Raw genomic sequence first — 23,811 nt, forward strand, 5'->3', positions numbered from 1 at the left:
CGGGATGCCGGCGGGTATCATCCGCACAAGGTGGCCGCTTCGCCGCCGAACTCACTGCGTTGAGGGTTGCTGCTGGTTCCGGGAGTTTGGGATTCCCTTTCCTCCTGGGTCTGCTGGCAGATCACAGCCCGAGACAACTGCGCGCGTGCAGAGCGCCCAGGGCCGGAGAGTGGTTGCTCCTGCGATGACCCGGCACACGGGGTGGGTTCGGTTGCGAAGCGGCCACCGTCTACGTACCGGTCGCAACAAGCGGCACCACGGCTCGTGAGCAGCGAGCCGCGACGACCAGGAGGAACCGCGGCGATGGCCGACGCGCAGCCACCTGCCGAGCAGGTCACGGCAGAGGTCAAACGCCTCAAGGAGATGTCGCACAAGGCGTTCTTCGAGGCATGGACAACGTACGTGCAGGGCGGCGTCGATCGGCGGACCCCACGGGACGTACAGGCGGCTGCCTTCCGGTCACCGGATCTTGCCACCCGCACTCTCTTGGCAGCCGATCGTGCCTCCCGCGAGTTCAAGGAAGTCCTCCCGCGCGGCGAGGGTGAGTCGAAGGCCCAGTACCAGGCCCGCACGAAGGTCTTCCGTGCGCAGCTCCAGGCGGCGCGGCTTCCCATCGTGACCGCGGTGGAGGACCTGGCCGTGGACGAGGCCGAGTACCTGGCACAGCTCGACGACGAGGCGTTCGCGGCGGAATGGTCGGCGTTCGTCCAACAGGCTGCTGGCAGCAGTACGCGGGCCGGGCACAACTACGTCCAGGGCCTCGCGTTCCGGTCGTCCGAGGTCGCTCCTCGCACCCAGGCTCTGGCCATTCGGATGATGCGTACTCCGGAGGAGTACCTGCCCGACGTGGCCGGTGAGCGGCCCAAGGCGCGCGAGGCGCGCGTCTCGCAGATCCGTTCACGGCTGGAGGCAGAGCTGAGGTTCCTCCAGTACACGCTGAACTACTCGACGGCACGCTGGGGCCGGATGCCGTCCGCGCCGAACCACCGCCTTCAGGCGATGCGGCTGCTCGCCGAGAAGCATCCGGAGGAGTTCTCCCAGTTGCTCAACGCAGTGCGTACGGATGCGCGGAAGGCGCGCGAGGAGGTGCGCCGGCAGCGGCGGTTCGAGCGCCGCAACCAGGCGCGCCCGTCGAGCTGACGAGACCACCAGAACGTAGGGGCGCGCCCGCCGAGGGCGCGCCCTTCCTCATGTCCGAGCGCGCCGCGCGCCACGGTAGAGGGCGCGGCGCGCCATCGTGGAAGGCGGGTGCGCCCGCGCCGGAGAGCGGTCGAGGAGCGGGTGCGCTTGCCGGATAGGCGCGCCCGTGTAGGGCGCGCCATGAGAAACCGCAGGTCAGAGCATGGCGCGCCTCTTGTGGGCGCGCGCGCCTCCCGGTGGGCGCGCCTGCTGAGGAGCGCGCGCCGCAACCCCCTGGTAGCGCGCCCGGCCGAGCGCGCGGGGTCGGGAGGGCGCGCCTGGAAGGTGCGCGGACCGGGCGCGCTACTCGATGGAGCGTCGACGGGCGCGCCTCTGCCCGAGGCCAGTTGCGCGCCCCTGCCGCTGTGGCGCGCCACCGATACCGGGAGGCGCGCGCTTGGGCGCGCCGGTGGCGCGCCGGTGCGGTGGCTGACGTCGCGCGGGCGCGCCTTCGGCAGGTGACGTGACGTGACGCCACAGGCGCGTCCGCGCCCTCCTTTCGGCCAGGTTCAGGCGCGCCCGCAGGACGTCACATCACGTCACCTCGCCGACGGTGGTCAGGTCGCTGAAGAGCGGCGCGAACATCTGGGCGATCTTCAGCTCCGGCTTGCCCGCGCGTCGGTAGGCGTTGGCCACCTCGTGTTCGCCCCGCTCTTCCAGCAGGGCGAGCACCATGCTGCGGTGATCAATCACGTACGTCCGGAGCTTGGTCATGGGCGGCGGCGTGCCCTCGTCAGGACCGGCGATCGGTGCGAGGTGTTCATTCATCGTCGTGCCCAGGACCCGTGCTTGGACCTCCGCCTCGGTGAGCAGCACCGCCATCACCCTGTCGACTCCTCGCGTCTGGGCGGGGCGGGGCCGCGGGAGGTCCTGCGGCTCCTCGGCTTCGCTGATCTCCTCCGGCTGTTCCAGCGCGGGCAGCTCCTCCTCGGGGTCCGGCGGGGGCGGCTCTTCCTCCAGGCTCGGCGGGACTTCGTGGTCGTCCGGGTCGGGCGTTCCGGCCGGTGTCGGCTCTTGGTTGCCCTGCTGCTGGCCGGACGTGTCCTGATTCTCGCCGGGCTGCTCGCCGGTCGCGTCCGCCTGGGCCTGCTTCGCCTTCTCCTTCAGGTGGTCGAGCGACTTGGTGATCAGGTCGTCCGCGCTCATCTGGCCCCAGCCGGTCTTCGTCTGCACGGCCCTGAGCGCGCGTCGGCCGTACTCCGCGCGTACGTCGCGCAGCGCGTCCTCCGGTTCGGAGGGGTGCATCAGGGCGTCGCGGATGAGCTTGGCGGCCTGTTCGCTGCCCAAGGTCGGGGCCTGCCGGGTGGAGGCCGGGGCCGGGGTGCCCTGCGAGAGCTGCGTCTGTTCCTGCAATTCGCTGTCGGGGCGCAGCTCGGACGTCGAGCGGTTCTCGACCGCGTCCTGAAGGCCGAGCTTGCGCAGCAGGGTGTCCACGCTGAAGTCCCGGAAGCGCTGGGTTTCGCCGGGCTGGATCTCCATGTGCAGGGTGCGCACCCCAGTGAGCCAGGCTTCACCGATGGCGTGGAGTTCCACGATTGCGTCGACCGCGGCGGGAAGGTTCTTCTCGGCTTTCACCTTGCGGGTGGTGGACTTGGTGGGCTTGTCGTTCTCGAAGGCGACGACGAGTTCCTGTCGGGCGATCAGCAGGCACGGGCCGGAGTGTCGGCGGAGGAGCCACAGGACTTCGCCCCACCGGTCTTTGGCCCGATTCCACAGGTCGGAGTCGATGACGACCGGGTCGTCGAGGGTGGGGATGCGGGACTTGTTTCGCTGCGCTTTGCGGATAGCGCGGTTGCGGGCGTACATGGCGATCTCGTCGCTGAGCATGTCCCAGAGCGACGTCATGGAGTCGACGACGAGCATGTTGGGCTTGCCGTCGATGCGGGGCTGGGCGTTCACCCAGCGGATCGCGTCAAGGATGTCCTGGTAGGAGCCGTCGTGCGGAACGATCTCGTACCGGGCCCCGGGTACACGGCCGTAGTAGTCGGCGGTCCCTTCGTTGCCGCCGATCTCGATCCAGTACGTCATGCCGATCAGGTTGGAGCCGGAGCCGAGTGCGGCTTCGAAGCTCTTTCCGGACTTCTCCGGGCCGGTGAGCAGCACGATCGGCGGGTTCGGCCTGCCGGTGGGCTTGCGGCTCGTACGGGGCCGCTGGGGCGCAGTGGTTCCAGCCACGGGGGGCCTTTCGCTTCGGGTCTTCCGGGTTGCTCTCCCGGATGCTGCGGCGTACGGGGCCTTAACCTCTCCCCCTGACGTCCGCTGTATTATTTTAGCGCGTCTGGGCTGCGAATCAACCCACTCAGAGCAGGTCAGAGACCGGATTCTCCGTCGCCAGGTCGGTGTCCTCGCGGTGCTGCCGATACCAGGCGTCCAGTGCCTGGGCATCCGCCGCGACCATCACGCACCCCGGCGCCGGAGCGGCCCGCCACTCGTTGACCCCCTGCTGGTACTCGGCCTGTACCGTCGCCGTCTCCCTGCGGTGCAGCGCCCTCGTGATCGCCCCCCATGGCGTCCCGCCCAGGGCCTCGCCGAGCACCACCAGGTCGACCACTTCGTGGGCCATGACGCGAAGCCGTCGTGCAGCCTCGATCCGTTCCTGCGGGCCGGATGCCGAGCCAGCGTCGCCAACTGCTTGCCGTGCGAGGTCGGACAAGTCGCGGCAGGCGCGAGCGGCGGCGATCCGGGCAAGGGTCTCCGGTGTCATGACGGGTCCGATCGTGCCGGCGGCGGGCACCCCGGTTTTCGGGTGCCCGCCGCATGGTCGTGCAGGTGCGGATCGTCAGGATGCCTGAGTCGCCTCGTTACCGGCCTCAAGTCCGTCTATGTCCACGCCGTCGCCGCGCTCCGCCTGCTTCTCCGCCCGGTAGCGGGCTTCGAAGCGCGGGCCGACGTTCTTCCGGCCGTTCTGCGGAGTCTGCCCCAGAAGGCGGCCAAGCTGAGAGGGATTCAGGTCGCCACGCGTGCCGAACCGGTGCTGCTCTCCTGCGTCCTTAGCCTTCTTGAACGTGGCGTAGAGGACTTCCTCGGGTACGGCCTCCACTGGCTCAATCTCCGGCACGCCCCCCTGGGGTGCTTGCGGCTCATCGGCCTTCGGGACCTCGACCGGCTTCTTGACCAGGTCGACTCGCGGTCGCTCGGTCGCCGGGGCCAAGCGGGGGACGGCGCCCTTCGCCACGGGGCGCGACGCGGTCGGAACCGTCCTTGGTGACGTCGCCGAAGCGGATGCGACCGTGTCGAGGAGTGCTCCGGTCCCGTCCTCGTCGACCCAGTCGGAGCCTGCTCCCCGGGCTCGGACGAATCCGGAGATGTGCAGTCCGAAGCTGCCGCCGAGGGGGACCATGGCGGCCACGGCGCTGCCGATCGCGTACACGTAGACCTGGTTCTTGACCATGACGGCCGGGGCACCGCCTGAGCTGAACCATTCGCTGAGCGCGACCATGGCGTGGCCGACGTTCGCGGCGATCGAGATGCACAGCAGGAACGCGAAGATGAGCCACAGCGACCAGTAGTAGCTGCCCTCGGTGCCCGTCTCAGTGCGCCGGCGGATCGATGTGACCGCTCCTGCGTTGAACGCGAGGAGCAGTTCCAGCGATCCGGCCATGGCCGCGGCTGCCAGGGTGGGGAAACCGATGAGGGTCCCTGCCCAGTGGAGTTGGTAGAGGGAGGCGAGCATCATGCCGAAGCCCGCCGCCGCAGCTCCGATCCGGAGGTTGCGGTGCCAGTCGCGTAGCTCCCGCTCGCCCTGGGTGATTGCTCGCAGCGCAGGTATTTTGGGCACGGCTCGTCCCTTTCGTTCGGGTCTTACCGGGGACCTATGCTCGTCGGCCCTCGGACTGCCCAAACGATATAGCGTTCCCTCGCCGTGCCGCTCCCTTGATCCCGTACAGAGCGTCATGCGCCCTGTCGGGGCGGCAAGTTCACCAGTCGAGCGGCTTGCTGGGAGCGCGCCGGTCGGGTCCGACGACCTTCGCCAGGTACGCGCGGTCTTCGATGCGCGAGAGCAGCCGCTCGCCGAGCACGGCGGCGATGCCGTCACGCCGCAGGTTCGTGGAGAACGCCGTCGGACGGTTCGACGCGAGGCGGGAGCCGATGAGATCGGTGGTCTCCCTGCGGACGAACTCCGTCTGGATGCCGTCCATCTCGCCCGCGAGTTCGTCGATGATCAGCAAGTCCGGATCTTCCACGTGCCGGGCCCAGACCTTATACGCGCTCATGCCGTCGGGGCCGCCTTCGGGTCGGCGCCAGGAGAGGTAGGTGGAGTGCTGCACGAAGCGGACGAGGAGTCCCCGGGCGCTGGCCTCGTTACCGAGCGCGGCCACGGACGTGGTCTTCCCCGAGCCGATGTTCCCGGACACGATGAAGTGCATCGTGTCCGGGCGCGCCTTCCTCTTCTTCGCTTCGACGAGGGAGTCGAGCCACCCGTGGAGCGCCTGGGGACGCTGGTGGTCGTCCAGGTCGGTGAACCTCCACTTCAGGTAGTCGTCGTGCGCGGCCCTGCGCATGCTGTTGGTCCAGGCAAGACTGCGGGCGTGCGCCTGCGGGACGCTTACGTTCTCCCACAGCTCGACGGCTCCCTCTTCGGCCCGGTCGGGCACGCCGAGCTTCGAGAGGTCCGCGCCACCGCGCTCCAGGGCGGCCCGCAGCCGGTCCGTGATCTCGAACAGGCGCTTCGGCTCGCGCTCGGGGATGAAGCGTTCGGCTGCCATGGTGCTCACCGCTCGTTCTCCTAGTTGCTTCAGACGGGGACGATGCCGAATGTGGCGTCGTCGTCGAGGTGGTCGGGGGTGCTCGGGGAGAACTGTCTGCCCACGGCGTCCGCTCCCCAGGTGGCGGCATCGCTGTAGGGCGCGGGACGGCCTCCGTACTGGGCGGGCATCGGCTTGTTGTTCCGTTCATCGCTCAAGGCCCGCTGGAACTGGTGCGCGCTCGGGAAGTGCACGCCGGTGCGCTGGAACGCCTTCGCGACCTGTTGCTTGGTGTAGTCGGCGTCGAGGGCCTGCTTACTCAACTTGACGAGGGCGAAGTACCAACCGGACTTCGCCTTGCCCGCGTACGGCCCGAGGTGCTTCACGGCGTGGTCGTAGTACCAGGAGGCGACTTCTTCACCGGGTGACTTCTTCTTGGGCTCCTTCGTCTCGCCCTGCGGTGCCTCCTCCTTCTGGGCGCGCTTCTTGGCGGCGGAGCGGGCGGCAGCGGGCGGGATCTTGACCGGCTTCTCCTCCGGCTCCGGCTCCGGCTGCGGTTCGGGCTCCGGCTCTTCCGCGGCCGGTTCGGTGTCCGGCGCGGTCGGCTCCTCGTTGGGCGCGAAGCCGTCCGGGCCGAAGCTGTCGTCGGGGTATCGAACGAGGAACGAACCGTCTCGCTGCTCCACGACGGGGATGTCCAGGTTGCCGCCGAAGGTTACGTAGTCGGCGGCCCACTGCTCGACGGGGTACTCGCTGATGGCCGCGCCCATGGCGGTCTTCCCGTCGACGAAGCGGCGCTTCTCAAGGCGGTAGTAGCCGTGCGCTGCCAGCTCGTGGAAAGCCTTGCGCACGGCGTCGCGTCCCTCGCGGCCCTCCCCGCGGGAGAGTTGTTCCGAGCGCACCTTCCACCCATCGCTCTGGTCGAGGCAGTACGTCAGGACCCCGAGGGCCCGGAAGCTGATGCGGGTATCGCGGGCGGTCTTCGACTCGACCTGAACGAAGTGGACGCGGCGGTTGACTCGTACTGCACTGCGGTCGATCACGCCGTGGCCTCGTTCATGGTGTCCAGCGGGAGCCGGAAGTGGGTGTGCCACGTCTTGCGGCCCTGGGCGCCCATCTCGTACACGCGCCGGGACTCGGCCATGCCCGCGCCGCGAAGCTCGGCGAGCGGCTTGCGGGCCTGGTGGTTGGTCACGTTGCAGGCGTCGGCGAGGTCTTGGACGGTGATCCAGGTGTCCCGGCTATCGAGGACGAGGTGGCAGTAGAGGCGGAACGCGCGGTCGGATATGTCTTCGGCGAGCGCCGGGACGATGTCAGCGGTGCGGGTGAACAAGGTAGTGATCCTCGGGGCAGGGGCCCGGCCGCGCGGGGAGTGCGGCCGGGCCGTCGTACGGCGGGCGGTAGGTGCGGCTACTGCTCGCCGTCGCGGGCGGGCGCGACGGGCAGCATCGGGACACCCCGCAGGAGTCCGTCCAACTGCCCGTTGGCGTACGCCTCCAGCACTGCTTCCTCGCCACCCTCCTTCCAGGAGAGGGTCACGGTGCCGGTGGGCTTGCCGCCGGGGGTCCGCGAGATCCCGGGGATCTCCTCGCCCGTCAGCTTGTCCACGATGGTTCCGCTGGCCTTATCGAACTTGGCGCGCTTGAGCATCGCGTCACGGAACGCGGGCCGGGCCCGGATGATGGCCTCGATCTCGTCGTGTTCCTCGGCGAAGGCGGTGAACGCGTCCTCGTCGCTGACGGTGTACTTGTCCTTGGAGATGGCCACGGTGTGGGTGGCGACCGTGAAGCCGTTGACCTTGGCGTCGACCCGCCCCTGCCCGCTGGGCCCCTCGTACGCGCTGAGGAGCGGGCCCTTGACGGCGGCAATCCGCTCGTCGATCGCGGGCACGACACGCTCCTTGAACAGCTTGGCGAAAACGGAGAGCAACGCGGCATCGCCCAGGGACAGGGCGGACTCCTGAATCTGTTCGGCGTCGTCGTTCGACATCGTGGTCCTTTCTCACCCCATGGCAGCGCCCAGGGCTTTTCGGGTCTGTCCTGGGTGGTGCGTAACGGGTCCTGCCAGCAAGTACGTCAACCGGCGGAATCCGTTACACCTAGGCCCAGGCGGCTGGGTCGCTCTCCCAGCCGTGAGGCAAATAGTACAGCACGCGTCGCATGATGCGGAAGGGGTCCCACACATTCGCGAGTGACGATGCCTCACAGACTGCGAATGCCTCCCGGGCCGCCTGCATTTGACCGCACGGCACCCATAGGCAGCGGAGGATTGCGCACCACGCCCAGGGACTGCGCAGGTACGGCGCGACACAACCTGGTCGCACCCCCTAGCTTCCAGCCCGGTCCTCGCGCCACTCGTGACGTCACCAGAGGCAAGAGGACCCCGGGGCCATCCCATCCGGAACGAGGGCGGCCCCGGCCCGGCGGTGAGCGCGGTCCGGCCATGACGGCATGTCCCGCTTGCGAGGCGGGGCGCCGCGGTTGAAGTCCGCGGGCTCGCAGAACGCGCCCACCGCCGGCATCCCGAAACGCCGGAAGGACCTTGTTGTGACCGAGATCGTGCCTGCCCCCCGCTACACCACCTACGTGCCGCTCACCGACCTTGCCCCCTCGCCCGGCAACCCCAAAAAGCACCAGGTCGAGCGCATCATCGAAAGCATCAGCACGCACGGATTCGTCGACCAGCCCATCGCCGACGAGCGCACCCACACCATCCTGGGCGGGCACGGGCGCCGCGAAGCACTGATCGAGATGCAGGCCCGCGGCGAGACCCTGCCCGCAGGGCTCCTCCTGGACAACGACGGCGGATGGCTGGTCCCCGTACAGCGAGGCTGGTCCTCCCGCAACGATGCCGACGCCAAGACCCTGAACATCAAGCTCAACAAGATCGGCGCCGACGGCGGATGGAAGCCACGCTCCCTTGCCGCCTACCTCGAAGACATCGTGACCGCCGACGCCGAGCTGTACGACTCGCTCGCCATCCCCGACGCGGAACTGGAAACGCTGCTGCGCCAGGTGGACCCGGAGACGCTGCCCGGCGCCATCCACGAGGACCAGGCCCCGATGCTCCACCTCCGCGACGACGAAGCAGCCCCGGGCGCCGCCGACGGGTTCAGCCCCGACGACGACGGACGCGCCCGGCTGGCTTCCTGCCCTGCTTGCGGCCACGCGTTCGCTCCCGGCCGCTGAGGAGCCACCCCGTGCCCACCCGCAGAAAGCCTCGCCGATCAAACACGGGTCGCCCCACCCTGCTGTCCGAGGAGGTCGAAGCCCGCATCCTGGTCGCCTCCCGTACGGGCATCGCCGTGGAACTCGCCGCCGAGGCCGCCGGCATCTCCAGTGCCACCTACCGGCGGTGGATGGCGCGCGGACGCGCCGAGGCTGCCGCCCGCGAGGACGGACAGGAGCCCGACCCGGAGGAAGATCAGTACGTCGAGCTGTTCGAGAGGGTCCGTACGGCCCGCGCGATGGCCGCTGCCCGCGCCATGGCGAATATCCGCCGAGTCGCCGACGGTGGGATCACCACCAAGATCACCACCCGCAAGCACCGCGATCCCGAGACCGGCCAGATCATCGAGGAGGTCACCGAGGACCGCACGGCCCCGGACTGGCGCGCCGACGCCTGGTACCTGGAGCGGCAGCACCGCAGCCACTACGGAAAGGACGCCGCCTTGGCCGTCGAGATCACTGGCCTCGACAGCGGCGAACCCGTGCAGGAGGAGCGCGTGGACCTGGCCGCCCTCGCCGAGCGGTTGAACCAGAGCCTGTTCGCTGTGCAGTATCCCGACCCGCCGGAACTGGAGGACGGCAGCGTCGTCGATGCCGAAGTGGTCGAGGGATGAGCCCACCGCGAGGGGCCTGGAAGAGGAAGCCAGGAAGTCCCGGACAGCCAGCAGCAGCGAACCCCCCTGATACGTAGGCGAGTTGACCGCACCGTACCCTTCAGGCCATCGAACGTCGATCTTCTGGAGGTACAGCATGAGCACCGTGGTCAACTCCATCACCGGGACAGTCGGCGGGATGGTAATCCAGACGGGCAACCTGCCCTCCGTGGTCTCCTACAGCACGGATGCCGCAGCCGCCAAAGAGGACGTGGTGGAGATCAGTAACGCTGAGCGCACGGAGATCGTGGAGTTGCTGAGTCTTTTCAGCAATCTGAACACGCGTAAGTCCGAAAGGGCTGAGGAGCTGGCGGAGGAACTGCGCTCCCGCTGAACAGTTCTTCCACGGCCCGCTCCTCAGACCTTGAGGGGCGGGCCGCTCCTGTGACTACCGTCCGCCGTCGAACGGCGCAGCCCCAGAGCGCCGGTGAAGTCACCGGCGCACCCCCTTCGAACAGCGCGCGACAGTAGTACCGCGCACCCTTCACGGTGCTCCCTCCCAGCTCACCAGCAACGGAGGCAGCACTGTGACCGCCAACTACTATCCGGGCGCCAGCCGCGCGTATGACTACTCGAACAAGTACACCGGTTCCCTGATCACCCCGGGCCGCGGTGTCATCCACACCACCGAGGGCACGTCCCTGCCTTCGTACGGGGACGGCGCGTCGGCCCCGAACATCACAGCGCGGCCCAATTTCGCGCAGAAGAAGCTGGACTTCTTCCAGCACTACCCGTTCAACCGGTCGGCCCGTGCCTTGGTCAACGCCTCTGGCGGTGTGGAGACGAACACCGAGGGCGCCATTCAGATTGAGCTGATCGGCACCTGCGACCCTCAGTACAAGTCGACGTGGAACGGGGCGAAGGCGGGCCAGGACTACATCTACTGGCCGTCCGCGCCTGAGTGGGCGCTGGACGGCCTCGCCGCGTTCATGGCCTGGCAGTACCGCAACAACGGCGTCGCGCTCGCCGGCCCGTCGACGTGGCTGGCCTACCCGTCCTCGTACGGCGCCACGAAGGCCCGAATGTCGGGCTCCGCCTGGACCCGCTTCGTCGGATGGTGTGGTCACGCCCATGTTCCGGAGAACCTGCACGGCGACCCCGGCAACCTGGACTTCGCCAAGGTCCTTGCTCTGGCCAAGGTAAAGGCGAAGCTGACCGGCGGCTCCGGCGGAACCGGAAACCCGAAGCCCATGCCGCCGTACCCGGGCCCCTCCTATTTCGGTCCCGGCGCGAACAACGCCCACGTCACCCTGCTCGGCACTCAGCTCGTCAAGACCGGCTTCGGCCGGCACTACACGAGCGGTCCGGGCCCACGGTGGAGCGAAGCGGACCGAAGGAATGTCGCCGACTTCCAGCGCTCCCGCAACGAGCTGCGCGGCATCCCCGACGGCCTGCCCGGCCCGCTCACCTGGCGACTCCTCTTCTCCTGACCCACGCACCTAGGTCGGCCCGCCCCGGCGGCGGGCCGACCCCCCTCAATGAAAGGCCCGCACCTGTGGCAGGCGAGACCGTCATCACCCTGGTCGGCAATCTGGTCGACGACCCCGAGCTCCGCTTCACTCCGTCCGGCGCAGCAGTCGCGAAGTTCCGCGTAGCCTCCACCCCGCGTACTTTCGACCGGCAGACCAACGAGTGGAAGGACGGCGAAAGCCTGTTCCTGACCTGCGCAGTCTGGCGCCAGGCGGCGGAGAACGCCGCCGAGTCCCTGACGCGTGGCACCCGCGTCGTCGTGCAGGGCCGCCTCAAGCAGCGCTCGTACGAGGACCGCGAAGGCATCAAGCGCATCGTGTTCGAACTCGACGTCGACGATGTCGCTGTCAGCCTGAAGAACGCGACGGCGAAGGTAACCAGGACCGCCACGCAGCGCAACGCCGCCCCTGCGGGCCGTCCTGTCGCGGACGATCAGTGGGCAGGCCCACAGCCACCGTTCTGACCTGCGCAAGGTCCCCAGGGACACTCGCACCAGAACCGTGCGCAATGAGGACGGCCCGGATCTCCGCGGCCGTCCTCTTCGACTACGTTCCCTCAACCTCTACGCGGCGCGCGCATTCCAGGCTTGCGGAAGCATGAGCAGTTCTCCATCGGCGATGTCCGGCGTCAGCGGCACCACGGATTCGTTGGTGTGCTCGTCGCCCGACGGAGACGGTTGTGGTGCAGGAACGTCCGGCTGGGGAGACGGTGCCGGCGGTTCCACAATGGGCGGCACCGGCTCAGGGGGTACTACCGGGTCGACGGACGGCTCAACCGGCGTCGGCTCGACGATCGGCGGAACTACCGGCGGGGGCGTCGGCTCGACAACCGGCGGCGTGGGGTCGACAGGCGGTGTCGTCGGGTCAGTCACCGGCGGCACCGGCCTGACCGGCGGCGGACTGGGCTCTTCCGGCTCCGGCGACTTCTCCTCTGGCTTCGGCTCAGGGGGAGGCGTCGGCACAGGAACAGGGTGCTCGACCTCGGGCACTTCCGGCTTCTCCACAACCGGCGTGGGCTTCGGAGTCGGCCTTGAGGTCTCGCCGTCCTTCGACGGCCTTGGACGGATGACCTGTTCGATGCTGCCTGAGCCGTTCTGGCGATCTACCGGAATCCCCACCGGCGGGTTGATCCCCGCAGCAAGCGCCACGATGTCGTCCTCGCCCGCGCGCATCGCTGTGGAAGGGTCGCTGACGCCGAGAACGGCCTGAGCGGCCATGAGTACGGGCGAGCTCACCGAACCGTCTTCCGGCGTGTACAGGATGCTCCGAACGTCCGACTCGTCGAGCCCCAGCGTGCCCAGCGTGAGCGCGGCGAGCCGTGGCGGCAGAGCCCTCATGCTGCCCATGGTGTGCGCGGCGAACGTCTTCTGCGACGGCGTACGCAGCAAGGACACGTATTCCTTGAGCCGTTCCTTGTCGGTGCCCCAGAGCACGTATCGGCCTACGGTTGCCATGTTGGGGTACAGCACCTTCGAGCCGTCCTGCTGTGACCACGTGGCCGCGTACCTGGCGTCCCCGAAGATCCGCAGCCCGATGCGCTCAGAGCCGTAGCTGAAAGTGAAGATGGTGGAATGGGGCCCGGTAGCGGCCTGCGTCGCCATCACCATGCCATCAGAGTCTGTGCATTCCGCTTCCAGGTTGTCGATCGGGTGGCAGTCGATCTTCCCTGCTTCGGAGAAGCCTTTGAACTCGGGGTCATCGAACGGCTGAACGGAAGTCACCCCACGGGAGCCGGAATGGTCCGGGTCCGGGCTCGGGTCGGTGTCCGGTGCGCTTGCTGCGGCCCGGGACGTACCACCCCCGGTGAAGTGGCCCAACGCCCAGCTCCCAGCGAGTGCCGGCACTATCGCTGCGGCAATGACCCACTGCTTCGCGCGGCTGCGGGGGCGGGAAGGCTGCTCGGGTTCCTCCGGAAGCGGTTCCACATCTACGGGCGGAACGGGCTCGGCTCCCAGCAACTCGTCGAGATCCTTGAACTCCGCGCAGTGATCGCGTACCAAGCGCTCGACCTGTTCCATCGCAAGATCAGGCATAGCGGCGCTGACCTGGCGCACGGCGGACCCGAAGGACTGCGGACTCAGGAAGAGGTGTCGCTCACCGTCAATGTTGACGACACCGACGTCCGTGAGAGGAACACCGTCGTGCTCGTCCGGGTCGAGAACGTGGATCTGGAGGGGAGGAAGGGTCATGGCCGTTCTTCAAGGGCTGGAAGGTGAGCGCGCACAACCTGCGCTGCCTGCTGAAGCGAGAGCTCAGGCATGACGGCAGACGTGGTCCACCGAGGTCGCGAAGCCGTCCTGCTCGGGGTGCAGGTAGATGCGTTCGTGTCCCTCGTCGGCGTAGTAGAGGGCCGGAGTGCCGAACTGGGCGCTGACAATGACTTCCAGGCCGTCGGGTATGGCGCAGCTCACCGCTGCCGGTCCCTCTCCTTGCTTTGCAGGATCTGTGAGATCCGGGCGGCCGTGGCTTCCGCGCGTTCAGGCGTGATGGCCTCGATGTCCGTGAGGACGAGATGGCCGCCGTCCGGCAGCTCGATCTCCTCGCGGTGGATCTCCGGCTCGTCCAGGCCATCGCCCGAGCCAGCGTCTTCGCGTACGGACTGCGGGTTCTGCACACGCTCGAACTCGCGGAGCATCGCCTCCTTCGTCGCGCGCACCCGTTCGGGGCTGCGGTGGAAGCCGGGCCGGAGTGCGCCCGCGGCCGCAAGCATGCGGCGGCTCTCCTCGTCGTGGGGAACGGGGCCGTTGTCCAGCGCCCGCTCCAGGCGCTCGCTGTGGTCAGCGCGTCGCAACATGCGCCCTCGCTCCTCGTGTATCAACCCGTGCCCCAACAACTCTGCTCTTGCTCATGCTCACGGCGGCCGTCAGCAGTTCCTCCACCAGTTGTGAGGAGGAGTCTCCGGCCGGCATCACCTCGGCGAGCCTGCGAAGTGACCGTACCGTCAATGTTCGAATAGCACCGTCAGTCTTGCCCATGATGTGCGCGGCATGCGTGGGACTCAGTCCGTCGAAGAACCGCAGGATCAAGACTTGCCGCTGCTCGGATCGCAGCTTGTGCAGGTGCGCCTCCACCGCCTGTGCCAGAGCGCGCCTCTCGGCGTACTCCTCGGGCCCCTGACCCACTCGTGGGCGGTCAAGCTCAAGGTGGTCGGCGTACAGCACTTCGGACGGGCGGCGCTGCACTGAGCGCAGGTAGTCGAGCGCAGTGTTCTTCGTGATCGTGCGCAGCCAGGCCGGGAAGTTCGTTCCCGGCCGGTACTTGCTGATGTTCCGGGAGACCTTGAGCCACACTTCCTGGCTCAGGTCCTCCGCCACGTGTCCATCTCGGATGTAGAAGCGCACCCAGTGGTACACCGTGTCGTTCAGCTCGTCGTACAGCGCCGCTATGGCGTCGCCCGCGCCGTCCCCGCCTGCTGCGGCATGGATGACGAGGCTTTCCAGAATGTCAGTCACGGCGTGATGTCCCCCCAAGAACAAGAACCGGGTGCAGCATCGTCGCCGCAACGCCGAGCCCATGATTCCCTCACTTTTTCTCCACAGGAGGGCCATGTTCCGTTTCAGCGCTGAGGCAGCATATCCGGTCATTCGCGGACTCATCGAACGAGTAGTCGATACCGCGTGACGCTTGCTGTGCTATATGGTGCGAGCACGTGCCAGGAGAGCAACCGGGCGCGACGAGACCCGAAGCGAACGGAACCACAGCCATGCACACACCCACGAGCGCCACCGACCGAACCCTGATGCTGCTGCCGTTCGAGGAATGGATCTCCGTCGACGCCACCGCTCGACACACCGCGAGCGACCACGAGTCCGCCGCCCGCGTCGTACGCGAGGGTCGTCGCCGCGGAGTCCTGCGCACTCGCGGCAAGGGCGCAGCACAAGAGGTCATGCGCATCTACCCCGCACCCCGCCGCCCCGGGCTCCGCTCCGCCCCCGCGCAGAAGTAGCCCACACCTCGGACACGAGGGCCGCAGCTCTCCTGTGCCGGCCCCGCCCGGCTCCGCCGCGGCCAAGCCACCCGCCCACCACTGGGCCGCAACGCCGGGCAGCAGCCCAGCAGAAGACGCCCACGGCGCCGCGGGTGTAACAGATTTCAGTGATCCACGTACGTACCGGTGCCGGACTGAATGAAACCGGCTCCGTCCGGCCGGAACGGTCCGCCGGGGGACACATACGAGTGGACAGGGAAGAGCATGCCTCGCGGTGGTTCCAACGTATTGCTGAGTTTCGAAACGATCGCTGAGCGGATGGAACTCACAAAGCGCACCGTGCTCGACAACTACAGAACTTGGGATATCCCCATCGTGCGCGTCAGCGACCGCATTCTCCGCGTCCGAGAGCGCGATTTCGAAGCATGGCTCGACGCCCGCACTGAGTGAAATCCCCTCCCTGCCACAGGCGTTATGACCGGCAATTCGGGGCGTGCCGCTTTCGGCGACGCCCCCTGCTCAACGGCTTGACCAGCCACGGACACGCCTACGTACAGTCCAACTCCCCTGGCCAGGGAGTCATCTGAGAACCTTCCGAAATTGCGAGAGGCGCCCCCGTGGCACGCAAGCCCACCCCCTACAAGCGGTGCGAGTGCACCGACCAGAACAGACCGAAGCCGAACGGTTGCCGCCATAGCTGGAGCTACAACCTTACGAACAGCATGGGCAAGCGGACCCGCGCCACCCTCCCAGAGTCGGTTGGCCTGACTCAGGCCCAGGCACAGGCAGTTCTGGACGGTATGACTCCCGGCATTGCCCCGGAACCCGTCGAAGCGAACCTCACCTTCAAACAGTGGTCGGCTGACTGGCTCAGCAGACGCCGCGTGAAGGTGACCAGCCTGGAGAAGTACGAGATAGCCATCCGTGTACACCTCAACCCCCGCTGGGGCAGGCAGCGTCTCAGGTCCATCAAGAAGGCCCAGGTCGAAGCGTGGGTCCAAGAGCTTGAGGACAACGAGAAGGTCGCCAACTCCACCGGAGAGGGGCACTGGAAGGTCTTCCAGATGGTCATGAAGGACGCGCTCCAGAACGGGAAGATCGCATCCAACCCGACCTACGAGGTCGAGGGGCCCTACGTAGGCGAGTCCACCTCGTACGTCTTCTCTCCGGACGAGTGCTGGGCGATCTACGACGAGTTCCCTGAGCGCTACCGGCTCATCCCCATGTTCGGCTTCGGATGCGGCAACCGGCAGGCAGAGGCGTTCGGCGTGTGCGACGACGACATCGACTGGCAACGAAGCGTGCTCAACGTGCGTCGTCAGGTGCTCAGGACGAAGGAAACCCAGTACAAGCCCCTCATGGTGAACCGCCTGAAGACGAGTCCGCGCCTCAACTCGAAAGAGGCGCCGATGCCTCTGTACCTCCTGGAGGCCGTGGCCGAGCACCAGGAGCGCTACCCGTCTCAGGTAACAGATGCGGTGGTGTGGGAGCACAGGAAGAAGATCGACGACTGTAAGAGAGCCCCGGCCCGTGCCCTCTTCTGGACGCCGCGCAACAACCTGATGGACCGCACCACCTTCAACGAGGACCTGTGGAAGCCCGTGCTGCTGAAGCTGGGCATCAAGGACGAGAACGGCAAACTTCCCACCTTCCACGACCTTCGGCACACCTTCATCTCCACGTGCCTCCAGAACGGAATCCCCGAGCACACCGTGGCGGCATGGGTAGGCGACTCTGTCGAGGAGCTGCGCCGAACGTACAGCCACCTCCTGAAGGATCACGTGGACACCCACGGGGCCGTAGCCGCTGGCCTGACGGCACGCCCGAAACTGACCGTCGTGCGCAACGCGGCGTAATGGGCGTCACGCCCGCCCTCACAACGAGCGGGCAACCCTCAGCGGGGCGAGGCCGGCGACCGGTCTCGCCCCGCCGCCCTTCTCGGTCCCCGCGTGCCGCCTCGGGCTACGCGCTCGCCATCGGCCGCTCAACGTCCTCACGGCGGACGACAGCCACAGGGAGCCCGGCTCCCCCGAGAGCGCGCCGGGCAACGTCCCGCCACCCCTCCCGCGACTCCTCCCCCGCCTGTGCCCACAGGTAGGCATCTACGGGCGTATGGGCCCACCACTCATCGTGATATACGCAGAGCGTGACGGTGCCCGGCTGGACATCTACGTCGGTGTGGGTGTGATGGCTCATGAGGCTCCTCATCCATTGGGCGAAAGCCCCCGTTTCCCGGGGCCCTTGGCGGTGGGGGTCACTGCTCGCCATCGTCCTCGTTGAGGAGTTCAGCGGCGTATGCGGCGTCGTCGTCAGTCAGCCGACTGTCGTCGTCGGTGTACTCCCAGCCTTCGCCGAGGTCTGCCAGATCACCGCTCCACACGACATGGTGGGGCGGCTGGTCGGGGTAGCCCCCGGAGGGACGGTGGTCGAGGGAACCGTCGGCGTACCGGACGAGGGCGTACTGGACTCCGGCAGAGCGCCGCTCGACGATGAATTGCACGTGCTCAGGCGTAACGGACTCGGCTTCAGGCACAGTGTCTCCGGGGGAATGGGCCCCGCCGTCTTGGCGGCGTTGGGCTGTGGGTTTCATTCCCTGGTACAGGGCGCTGTGGCTTTCATCCCCTGGTACAGAGGTCACCGCCTCGATCGGCGGGGCTCAAGTCTAGTGGCGTACACCGGCTCCGGGCTACGCCCCGTCCCGGTGCGGCAGCCAAGCAGGGCAAGCGCACTCACCCCTGGACCAGGCCAGGCGTCCAGTCGGACACTGGCTACTGGCTAAGAAGCCATCCTCATCGAGCAGGGCTATCGGAGAGGTTCAAGCACCAGCGGTTGAACCTCGTGCTCTCGCGTACGACGGCCCCGCCCACTCGGCCCAGGACAGACGGCAGATGGCCCAGACGAGGGCGCCGCCGCCTCATCACCTGTCACACGGCTCGCGGCTACTTTGGTGGCTACCTACGTAGCCGTGCGGTCCGGTTTGAACCGGGGTGAACCGGGGACCGCTCCAATGCCCTGGCCCATGAAGAAAGGGCCCCTGACCAGGAAAAATACCTGGTCAGGGGCCCTAACACGGCCCCCCGTCCCCTTGCGGGGACGGAGGCGAGAGATGAGCCGACCTGTACGCCGGGTTCTGTCACTCGGAGACCTCGCGGTCGCCGAGGAGACGGTCATCCATCTAGGACCGGCGTTGCCGCCGGCCTCGTGCGGTCTACCCGCGAACTCGGGCGAGCAGCCCTCGAACGTCCGCGCAGGACCGTCTTGCGACGGTCCCTCTTGACCTTGCTCCGGGTGGGGTTTACCTAGCCGCCTGAGTCACCTCAGGCGCTGGTGGTCTCTTACACCACCGTTTCACCCTTACCCGGGACTTGCGTCCCGGGCGGTCTGTTTTCTGTGGCACTGTCCCGCGGGTCACCCCGGGTGGCTGTTGGCCATCACCCTGCTCTGCGGAGCCCGGACGTTCCTCGGGGAACCCCCTGGAGGGTTCCACGCGACCGCCCGGTCGCCTCATCTGCTGTGCCGTCCATGCTACCCGGGGCGGGGGGCCGCACGGCCCGGGGGCTCCGCCGCCGCGCGCGGCGCCCCCGGTTCCGCTTGACCTTGCCGCAGCGTCAACGTTTTCAATGAGAGGCATGCGGATCGGAGAGATCGCCGCACTCGTCGGGATCACCACGCGTGCGGTGCGGCACTACCACCATGTCGGGCTGCTGCCCGAACCGGAGCGGCGGCCCAACGGCTATCGCGAGTACACCCTTCGGGACGCCGTCGTGCTCGCCCGGATCAGACGGCTGACCGAGCTCGGCCTCGGGCTCGACGAGGTGCGGGACGTGGTCCGCGAGGACGCGGGGCGCGAACTGGCCGTCGTACTGCAGGAGCTGGACGAGGACCTCGCCCGGCAGGAGGCCGCGGTCCGGGAGCGCCGCTTGCGGATCGGGGTGCTGCTCGCGCAGGCCAGGGACGGGGAACTGTCGCCGGAGGGGCCCGTCTCCCCCGAGCTGGGCGAGCTGCTGCGCGCTCTGCCCGCGCGCGGTGCGATGGCGGCGAAGGACCGCGAGATGCTGGCGCTGCTGGAGACGACCGCGCCGGAGGTTGCGCGGGGGCCGATGGTGGATGCCCTGCGGGAGGCGGCGGCCCTGCCCGGCGCGGCCGAGCGGGCCCAGGAGGCGTACGACCTGCTGGACGCGCTGGTGGCCGCGGAGATCGACGATCCGCGGGTGGCACGGGCGGCGGCGGTGCTGGCCGCGTGCATTCCCGACGGCATGTGGGAGGGCACCGAGGCGCTGGACGAGGACCACCCGTTCCTGCGCGCCCTCTTCGCCGACTTCGCACCGGCCCAGGCCGAGGCCGTACGGCAGGCCGTCCAGCGGGTCTCGGAACGCAAGGGGAAGGGATCATGAAGCTGCTCAGAGGGATCGCGTACGCGGCGCTGCCCGCCGAACTGGTGCTGCTGGTCTGCCTGCTGGCGGGAGTGCGGGTGCCGGGCACGGTGCTGCTGGCGGCCGAGGCGGTGGTGCTGGCGGTCGTCGTGGCGGAGGTGTGCGCCTTCGTCACGCTGCGGAGGCGGGGGCTGGGGGCGCGGGAGGCGGTGGCGGAGCTGGTGCCGGAGCCGGTACGGCGGCTCGTGGGGCACGAGCTGCGGCTGTGGGCGGCGCTCGGGCGGTGGGCCGCGCGGCGCAGGCACGGGGTCGGCCCGGGAGACGTCGCGTTCGGCCATGCGCGGGCGCAGGCGGCGCTGCTCTACGGGTTCACGTTCGTCTGCCTCGTGGAGACGGTGGGGCTGCACGTGCTGCTGGCGGGGGTGCCCGTGGTGCAGATGGTGTTCCTGGTGCTGGACGGGTACACCGTGGTGCTCGTGCTGGGGCTGCACGCGGCGGCGGTGACCCGGCCGCACGTGGTCACCGCGGACGGTGGGCTGCGGGTGCGGGCCGGGGCGCATGTGGACCTGTTCCTCCCGGCGGAGCGGATCGCGTCCCTTCGGTACGAGCTGCGACTGAATCCGGGGGCGGAGCAGGACGGTCTGCTGGAGCTGGCGGTGGCTTCGCAGACCTCGGTGACCGTGGAGCTGAGCGAGCCGGTGGAGGCGGTGTCACTGCTGGGCAGGCGGCGTCCGGTGACGACGGTGCGGTTCCACGCGGACGACGCCCGGGGGCTCGTGGACGCGGTCAGGCAGGGGCGAAAAGGACCTTTGCCGATCCCGGGTCCGCCTGCGTCAGTCTGACCTCGATCCGCTCGCCCAGCGGCAGGCTGCCGCCGCCCTCGACGCGGGCGATCACCGCGAGCGGGCCCGTCAGCTGGACGGTGCCGACCGTCGGTTCGCCGTCCTTGACGTCGACCACGTGGGCGTCGAAGCGCTCGCCGACCCGGCCCTGGAGGAGGGCCGCCTCGACGATGTCGACGCACTCCCGCTCGACGGTGTTCTGCCGGCGGGTGCCCTCCGCCATCTCCTTGGGCAGGCCGGGCAGGGCTGCCAGCACCCACTCGGGCGGGTCCTCGCCCGCCACCGCCGCCACGCACAGCTCGCCGGCGTACCGGTCGACGAGACGGCGCAGCGGGGCGGTGCAGTGGGTGTACGGGGCGGCCACCGCGGCGTGCACCGCCGGGTCGGGGACCTCGCCGCCGGTGAAGACGGTGTAGCCCGCACCGCGCAGCAGAGTGGTGCACTCCTGGAGGAAGGCGGCGTGCGCCGGGTCCGCCGGGTCGAGGCCGCGGACGATCTCCGCGTACGAGGTGTGGTGCGGCCAGTCGATGCGCAGGGCCCGCGCGGTCAGGCGCAGCCGGGCCACCGCGCCGTCGGGGGCGGCGGGCAGGGTGCGCAGGATGCCGGTGCCGGATGCGGTCATCAGGTCGGCGGCGGCCATGCCGGTGAGGAGGGAGATCTGGGCGTTCCAGCCGTCGGCGGGCAGCGGGGTGCGGTAGGCGAGGTGGTAGGCGCCGTCCCGGAGTTCGATCTCCTGCTCGGGGACGTCGAGGGAGATGCCGCCGCGGGCCCGCTCCTGTTCCTCGCGGAGCAGTCCGATGTCGCGCAGCAGCGCGAGGGGCTCCTCGGCGGTGCCGGAGTCGATCTGCCGCTGCGCGCCGGCGTAGTCCAGCTTGGCGCGGCTGCGGACCATGGCCCGCCGTACCTCCGCCGCGACCGTCGACCCGTCCGCATCGAGGTCGATCCGCCACAGCAGCGCCGGGCAGGTCTGGTCGGGCAGCAGGCTCGCGGCCCCCTCCGAGAGCACCCGCGGATGCAGCGGAACCTTCTCGTCCGGGAAGTAGAGGGTGGTGACGCGGCGATGTGCTTCGGTGTCCAGGGCGCCGCCCGGCACGACGAAGGCGGCCACGTCGGCGATGGCGTAGTGGACCCGGAACCCGCCGTCCTCGCGCCGCGCCAGGTGCATGGCCTGGTCGAGGTCGGTGGAGGTGGGCGGGTCGATGGTGAACAGCGGCAGGTCCGTGGCGTCGTACGGGTCGGCGGGCAGCCTGGGGTGCTGCGCGGCCTCCCGGGCCTCCGCCAGCACCTGGGGTGCGAAGGCGTCGGTCCCGGCCGGGTCGGCGGGCAGGTCGAGCGTCGTCCGCAGCTCGCGCAGGGCCGCCCGCAGGGGGGCGGCCTCGGCGGCGCCGGTCACATGGATATGGCGGCGGGGCATGGGTCGAGCGTAGGGCGGTTGAGGGGATGCGGCATGGCGGACGGGAGTGATCCGGTGGGGGACCGCGGCTCGGCGGCCCGGGAGGAGCAGGGGTGGCTTGGGGGGGGCGGGTCGGGACCGCGGCTCGGCGGGGCGGCAGCCCAAGAGGAGCAGGGGTGGCAAGGGGGTGGTCCGGGTGGGGATCGCGGCGGATTACCGTTGTTTGGTTCGTCCCGTCGTTGTGAGGAGTCACCCCGTGCTCGTGCTCTTGCCGCCGTCCGAAGGAAAGGCCGCTTCGGGGCGCGGCGCCCCGCTGAAGCCGGAGTCCCTGTCGCTGCCGGGACTCGCACAGGCGCGGGCGGCGGTGCTGGCCGAGCTGGTGGAGCTGTGCCGGGGCGACGAGGACAAGGCCCGCGAGGCGCTCGGGCTGAGCGAGGGCCTGCGCGGCGAGGTCACCAAGAACGCCGGGCTGCTCACCGCGGGGACCCGCCCCGCCGGTGAGATCTACACCGGGGTGCTGTACGACGCCCTGGACCTGGCCTCCCTCGACACCGCGGCCCGCACGCGGGCACGGCAGTGGCTGCTGGTGTTCTCGGGGCTGTGGGGGGCGGTGGGGGTCGGCGACCGCATCCCCTCCTACCGCTGCTCGATGGGGGTGAAACTGCCGGCGCTCGGAGCGCTCGGTGCGTACTGGCGGCCGGCGATGGCCGAGGTGATGCCGGCCGCGGCGGGTGACGGGCTGGTGCTGGACCTGCGTTCCGCCGCGTACGCCTCGGCCTGGAAGCCGAAGGGCGAGGTCGCGGGCCGGACGGCGACGGTACGGGTGCTGCACGCCCAGACGGTGGACGGCGTGGAGAAGCGCTCGGTGGTCAGCCACTTCAACAAGGCGACCAAGGGCCGGATCGTACGGGACCTGCTGGTCGCCGGGGTGGCGCCGAAGGACCCCGCCGGGCTGGTGGAGGCGCTGCGGGACCTGGGGCACGTGGTGGAGGCGTCCGAGCCTGCCGGGGCGGGGAAGCCGTGGGCGCTGGACGTGGTGGTGCGGCAGATCCACTGAGGGGGTGCGGGCGGCCGAGCGGTGCGGGGCACGGGGTTGATGCGCGTAGAGTGGAAAGGTTGTTTTTCCGACTTGCCCGCCTTACGACCAGATCCAGAGGAACTCCGTGCCCAGCTCTTTGTGCGACATTTTGACTTCGGTGGCGCAGGGGCATTACCCGCCGCCGGACGGTCGCACGCTCGTCCTTCCGCAGCCGAGCCGCCGGGACGCCGGCGTGGTCGCCTTCACCGCCCACTCGGTGATCTTCTCGGACGAGGACCCGGAGTGGATCCGCACACAGCTCCAGGCCGCCTGCCCCGACCCCTTCTCGGCCTCGCTGCACCCGGTCTTCCTGGCCGCGCTGATGGAGCGGACCGGGCGGCGCATGGACACGGTCGGCTCGCTCACACTGGCTCCTGCCCTGGAGGGCCCGCCGCCGCTGGAGCTGACCCCGATCGAGGACCCGGACCACCCGCGGGTGGCGCGGGCCCGCCGCTACCGCGACGACGTACGGGTCTGGTCGTCCGAGGGCGGCGGCATCCTGGTCATCGGCCGCGGCCTGGCAGGCCGCTGGGAGACGGCGATCGAGGTCGACGAGGAGTCCCGGCACCGGGGGCTGGGGCGGGCGCTGGCGGAGTCGGCGCGGCACATGATTCCGGCGGGTGAGGTGGTCTGGTCGCAGCAGGCGCCGGGGAACGCACGGAGCGTGCGGGCGTTTCAGGCGGCGGGGTACCGGGCGGTGGGGGCGGAGGCGCTGCTGATCGCGGCGTAGGGGGCTCGGGGGCGGACTGGTTCGGTAGCGGGGCCCGGGCGTCGGAGGGGGGCGGGACGCCGGATGGGCGGGACCGGGTGGGCTCGGCTCCGCCGGGGGTCGCTCCCTTGCCCGCCCGTTCCGCCCCCGGGGCCGCCCCCTTGCCCGCCCGTTCCCCCCCGGGGGTCGCTCCCTTGCCCGCCCGTTCCGCCCCCGGGGGGGGAACGGGCGGGGCAGGCGGCGGGGGGGGACAGTTCGATTGCCGCATGTGCAAC

24 protein-coding genes, 1 other RNA gene and 1 pseudogene are annotated in these 23,811 nt (G+C 69.3%); 12 read left to right on the plus strand and 14 right to left on the minus strand.

What is annotated here, in order from left to right:
- Positions 1–303 precede the first annotated feature (303 nt).
- Positions 304–1,140: a hypothetical protein gene (locus ACFWVV_RS17630; protein WP_384351171.1), complete on the plus strand. Its 837-nt coding sequence runs from the start codon at positions 304–306 to the stop codon at positions 1,138–1,140.
- Between the two features lie 573 nt (positions 1,141–1,713).
- Here the strand turns inward: ACFWVV_RS17630 and ACFWVV_RS17635 are convergent.
- The 7 genes from ACFWVV_RS17635 to ACFWVV_RS17665 form a co-directional block, all read right to left on the minus strand.
- Positions 1,714–3,354 (minus strand): hypothetical protein, encoded by a 1,641-nt coding sequence (locus ACFWVV_RS17635; RefSeq protein ID WP_384351174.1) that lies wholly within the window; start codon positions 3,352–3,354, stop codon positions 1,714–1,716.
- 124 nt (positions 3,355–3,478) lie between these two features.
- On the minus strand, positions 3,479–3,742 hold the full coding sequence (locus ACFWVV_RS17640; RefSeq protein ID WP_384351177.1) for a hypothetical protein: 264 nt from the start codon (positions 3,740–3,742) through the stop codon (positions 3,479–3,481).
- A 216-nt stretch (positions 3,743–3,958) separates the two neighbouring features.
- Complete coding sequence (locus tag ACFWVV_RS17645; protein ID WP_384351180.1) at positions 3,959–4,957, minus strand: hypothetical protein; 999 nt, start codon at positions 4,955–4,957, stop codon at positions 3,959–3,961.
- 139 nt (positions 4,958–5,096) lie between these two features.
- Complete coding sequence (locus ACFWVV_RS17650; protein WP_384351182.1) at positions 5,097–5,894, minus strand: hypothetical protein; 798 nt, start codon at positions 5,892–5,894, stop codon at positions 5,097–5,099.
- 20 nt (positions 5,895–5,914) lie between these two features.
- Positions 5,915–6,907, minus strand: a complete 993-nt coding sequence (locus tag ACFWVV_RS17655; RefSeq protein WP_384351184.1) for a hypothetical protein — start codon at positions 6,905–6,907, stop codon at positions 5,915–5,917.
- Positions 6,904–7,197: a hypothetical protein gene (locus ACFWVV_RS17660; protein WP_384351187.1), complete on the minus strand. Its 294-nt coding sequence runs from the start codon at positions 7,195–7,197 to the stop codon at positions 6,904–6,906. The genes ACFWVV_RS17655 and ACFWVV_RS17660 overlap by 4 nt, the downstream gene beginning before the upstream one ends.
- Positions 7,198–7,274: 77 nt before the next feature.
- Entirely contained in the window at positions 7,275–7,853 is a 579-nt protein-coding gene (locus ACFWVV_RS17665; protein WP_384351190.1) for a hypothetical protein, read from the minus strand.
- 557 nt (positions 7,854–8,410) lie between these two features.
- On the opposite strand from ACFWVV_RS17665, the gene ACFWVV_RS17670 reads away from it, so the two are divergent.
- The 5 genes and pseudogenes from ACFWVV_RS17670 to ACFWVV_RS17690 form a co-directional block, all read left to right on the plus strand.
- Positions 8,411–9,052: a ParB N-terminal domain-containing protein gene (locus tag ACFWVV_RS17670; protein WP_384351193.1), complete on the plus strand. Its 642-nt coding sequence runs from the start codon at positions 8,411–8,413 to the stop codon at positions 9,050–9,052.
- Between the two features lie 11 nt (positions 9,053–9,063).
- Positions 9,064–9,705 carry a hypothetical protein gene (locus tag ACFWVV_RS17675; RefSeq protein ID WP_384351196.1) on the plus strand — a complete coding sequence of 214 codons (642 nt, stop codon included), beginning with the start codon at positions 9,064–9,066 and terminating at the stop codon, positions 9,703–9,705.
- 136 nt (positions 9,706–9,841) lie between these two features.
- The gene (locus ACFWVV_RS17680) at positions 9,842–10,078 is read left to right on the plus strand and encodes a hypothetical protein (RefSeq protein ID WP_384351199.1); all 237 of its coding nucleotides are present in this window, start codon (positions 9,842–9,844) and stop codon (positions 10,076–10,078) included.
- A gap of 193 nt (positions 10,079–10,271) precedes the next feature.
- Complete coding sequence (locus tag ACFWVV_RS17685; protein WP_384351201.1) at positions 10,272–11,174, plus strand: peptidoglycan-binding protein; 903 nt, start codon at positions 10,272–10,274, stop codon at positions 11,172–11,174.
- A 65-nt stretch (positions 11,175–11,239) separates the two neighbouring features.
- Positions 11,240–11,608: pseudogene (locus tag ACFWVV_RS17690) on the plus strand (single-stranded DNA-binding protein); the annotation flags it as partial.
- Positions 11,609–11,776: 168 nt separating this feature from the next.
- On the opposite strand, the gene ACFWVV_RS17695 reads toward ACFWVV_RS17690, so the two are convergent.
- The 4 genes from ACFWVV_RS17695 to ACFWVV_RS17710 all read right to left on the minus strand — a co-directional run bounded on the left by ACFWVV_RS17695 (position 11,777) and on the right by ACFWVV_RS17710 (position 14,665).
- On the minus strand, positions 11,777–13,402 hold the full coding sequence (locus ACFWVV_RS17695) for a hypothetical protein (protein WP_384351204.1): 1,626 nt from the start codon (positions 13,400–13,402) through the stop codon (positions 11,777–11,779).
- A gap of 63 nt (positions 13,403–13,465) precedes the next feature.
- Positions 13,466–13,624, minus strand: coding sequence for a hypothetical protein (locus ACFWVV_RS17700; RefSeq protein WP_384351206.1), 159 nt, complete (start codon positions 13,622–13,624; stop codon positions 13,466–13,468).
- The gene (locus tag ACFWVV_RS17705) at positions 13,621–14,007 is read right to left on the minus strand and encodes a hypothetical protein (RefSeq protein WP_384351209.1); all 387 of its coding nucleotides are present in this window, start codon (positions 14,005–14,007) and stop codon (positions 13,621–13,623) included. Before ACFWVV_RS17705 ends, ACFWVV_RS17700 begins: the two co-directional genes overlap by 4 nt.
- On the minus strand, positions 13,991–14,665 hold the full coding sequence (locus ACFWVV_RS17710; RefSeq protein WP_384351213.1) for an RNA polymerase sigma factor: 675 nt from the start codon (positions 14,663–14,665) through the stop codon (positions 13,991–13,993). Before ACFWVV_RS17710 ends, ACFWVV_RS17705 begins: the two co-directional genes overlap by 17 nt.
- Before the next feature lie 251 nt (positions 14,666–14,916).
- On the opposite strand from ACFWVV_RS17710, the gene ACFWVV_RS17715 reads away from it, so the two are divergent.
- Both ACFWVV_RS17715 and ACFWVV_RS17720 read left to right on the plus strand, forming a co-directional pair.
- Positions 14,917–15,159 carry a hypothetical protein gene (locus tag ACFWVV_RS17715; protein ID WP_384351216.1) on the plus strand — a complete coding sequence of 81 codons (243 nt, stop codon included), beginning with the start codon at positions 14,917–14,919 and terminating at the stop codon, positions 15,157–15,159.
- Positions 15,160–15,941: 782 nt separating this feature from the next.
- Positions 15,942–16,997: a tyrosine-type recombinase/integrase gene (locus ACFWVV_RS17720; RefSeq protein WP_384351219.1), complete on the plus strand. Its 1,056-nt coding sequence runs from the start codon at positions 15,942–15,944 to the stop codon at positions 16,995–16,997.
- Positions 16,998–17,395: 398 nt separating this feature from the next.
- Here ACFWVV_RS17720 and ACFWVV_RS17725 read toward each other — a convergent pair whose 3' ends face one another.
- Positions 17,396–17,641 carry a hypothetical protein gene (locus tag ACFWVV_RS17725; protein ID WP_384351222.1) on the minus strand — a complete coding sequence of 82 codons (246 nt, stop codon included), beginning with the start codon at positions 17,639–17,641 and terminating at the stop codon, positions 17,396–17,398.
- Positions 17,642–18,244: 603 nt separating this feature from the next.
- Positions 18,245–18,648: RNase P RNA component class A (rnpB, locus tag ACFWVV_RS17730), an RNA gene on the minus strand.
- Between the two features lie 122 nt (positions 18,649–18,770).
- On the opposite strand from rnpB, the gene ACFWVV_RS17735 reads away from it, so the two are divergent.
- Positions 18,771–19,535, plus strand: coding sequence for a MerR family transcriptional regulator (locus ACFWVV_RS17735; protein WP_384351225.1), 765 nt, complete (start codon positions 18,771–18,773; stop codon positions 19,533–19,535).
- Positions 19,532–20,356 carry a hypothetical protein gene (locus ACFWVV_RS17740; RefSeq protein WP_384351228.1) on the plus strand — a complete coding sequence of 275 codons (825 nt, stop codon included), beginning with the start codon at positions 19,532–19,534 and terminating at the stop codon, positions 20,354–20,356. Before ACFWVV_RS17735 ends, ACFWVV_RS17740 begins: the two co-directional genes overlap by 4 nt.
- On the opposite strand, the gene ACFWVV_RS17745 is transcribed toward ACFWVV_RS17740, so the two are convergent.
- The gene (locus ACFWVV_RS17745; protein WP_384351231.1) at positions 20,301–21,770 is read right to left on the minus strand and encodes an RNB domain-containing ribonuclease; all 1,470 of its coding nucleotides are present in this window, start codon (positions 21,768–21,770) and stop codon (positions 20,301–20,303) included. The two genes, ACFWVV_RS17740 and ACFWVV_RS17745, sit on opposite strands and share 56 nt — an antisense overlap.
- A gap of 235 nt (positions 21,771–22,005) precedes the next feature.
- Here ACFWVV_RS17745 and yaaA point away from each other — a divergent pair, with 235 nt between their 5' ends.
- Entirely contained in the window at positions 22,006–22,806 is an 801-nt protein-coding gene (gene yaaA / locus ACFWVV_RS17750) for a peroxide stress protein YaaA (RefSeq protein ID WP_384351234.1), read from the plus strand.
- A 106-nt stretch (positions 22,807–22,912) separates the two neighbouring features.
- Complete coding sequence (locus tag ACFWVV_RS17755; protein ID WP_384351237.1) at positions 22,913–23,557, plus strand: GNAT family N-acetyltransferase; 645 nt, start codon at positions 22,913–22,915, stop codon at positions 23,555–23,557.
- Positions 23,558–23,811 lie beyond the last annotated feature (254 nt).

Origin of the sequence: Streptomyces sp. NPDC058663 (assembly GCF_042716745.1) — a bacterium.
In the GTDB taxonomy this organism is placed as follows: Bacteria; Actinomycetota; Actinomycetes; order Streptomycetales; family Streptomycetaceae; genus Streptomyces.

Coding starts and splice junctions, on each gene's coding strand:
- ACFWVV_RS17630 (WP_384351171.1), top strand. CDS start 304: ATGGCCGACGCGCAGCCACCTGCCGAGCAGGTCACGGCAGAGGTCAAA.
- ACFWVV_RS17640 (WP_384351177.1), bottom strand. CDS start 3,742: ATGGCCCACGAAGTGGTCGACCTGGTGGTGCTCGGCGAGGCCCTGGGC.
- ACFWVV_RS17665 (WP_384351190.1), bottom strand. CDS start 7,853: ATGTCGAACGACGACGCCGAACAGATTCAGGAGTCCGCCCTGTCCCTG.
- ACFWVV_RS17680 (WP_384351199.1), top strand. CDS start 9,842: ATGAGCACCGTGGTCAACTCCATCACCGGGACAGTCGGCGGGATGGTA.
- ACFWVV_RS17695 (WP_384351204.1), bottom strand. CDS start 13,402: ATGACCCTTCCTCCCCTCCAGATCCACGTTCTCGACCCGGACGAGCAC.
- ACFWVV_RS17705 (WP_384351209.1), bottom strand. CDS start 14,007: ATGTTGCGACGCGCTGACCACAGCGAGCGCCTGGAGCGGGCGCTGGAC.
- ACFWVV_RS17715 (WP_384351216.1), top strand. CDS start 14,917: ATGCACACACCCACGAGCGCCACCGACCGAACCCTGATGCTGCTGCCG.
- ACFWVV_RS17720 (WP_384351219.1), top strand. CDS start 15,942: ATGACTCCCGGCATTGCCCCGGAACCCGTCGAAGCGAACCTCACCTTC.
- ACFWVV_RS17735 (WP_384351225.1), top strand. CDS start 18,771: ATGCGGATCGGAGAGATCGCCGCACTCGTCGGGATCACCACGCGTGCG.
- ACFWVV_RS17740 (WP_384351228.1), top strand. CDS start 19,532: ATGAAGCTGCTCAGAGGGATCGCGTACGCGGCGCTGCCCGCCGAACTG.
- ACFWVV_RS17745 (WP_384351231.1), bottom strand. CDS start 21,770: ATGCCCCGCCGCCATATCCATGTGACCGGCGCCGCCGAGGCCGCCCCC.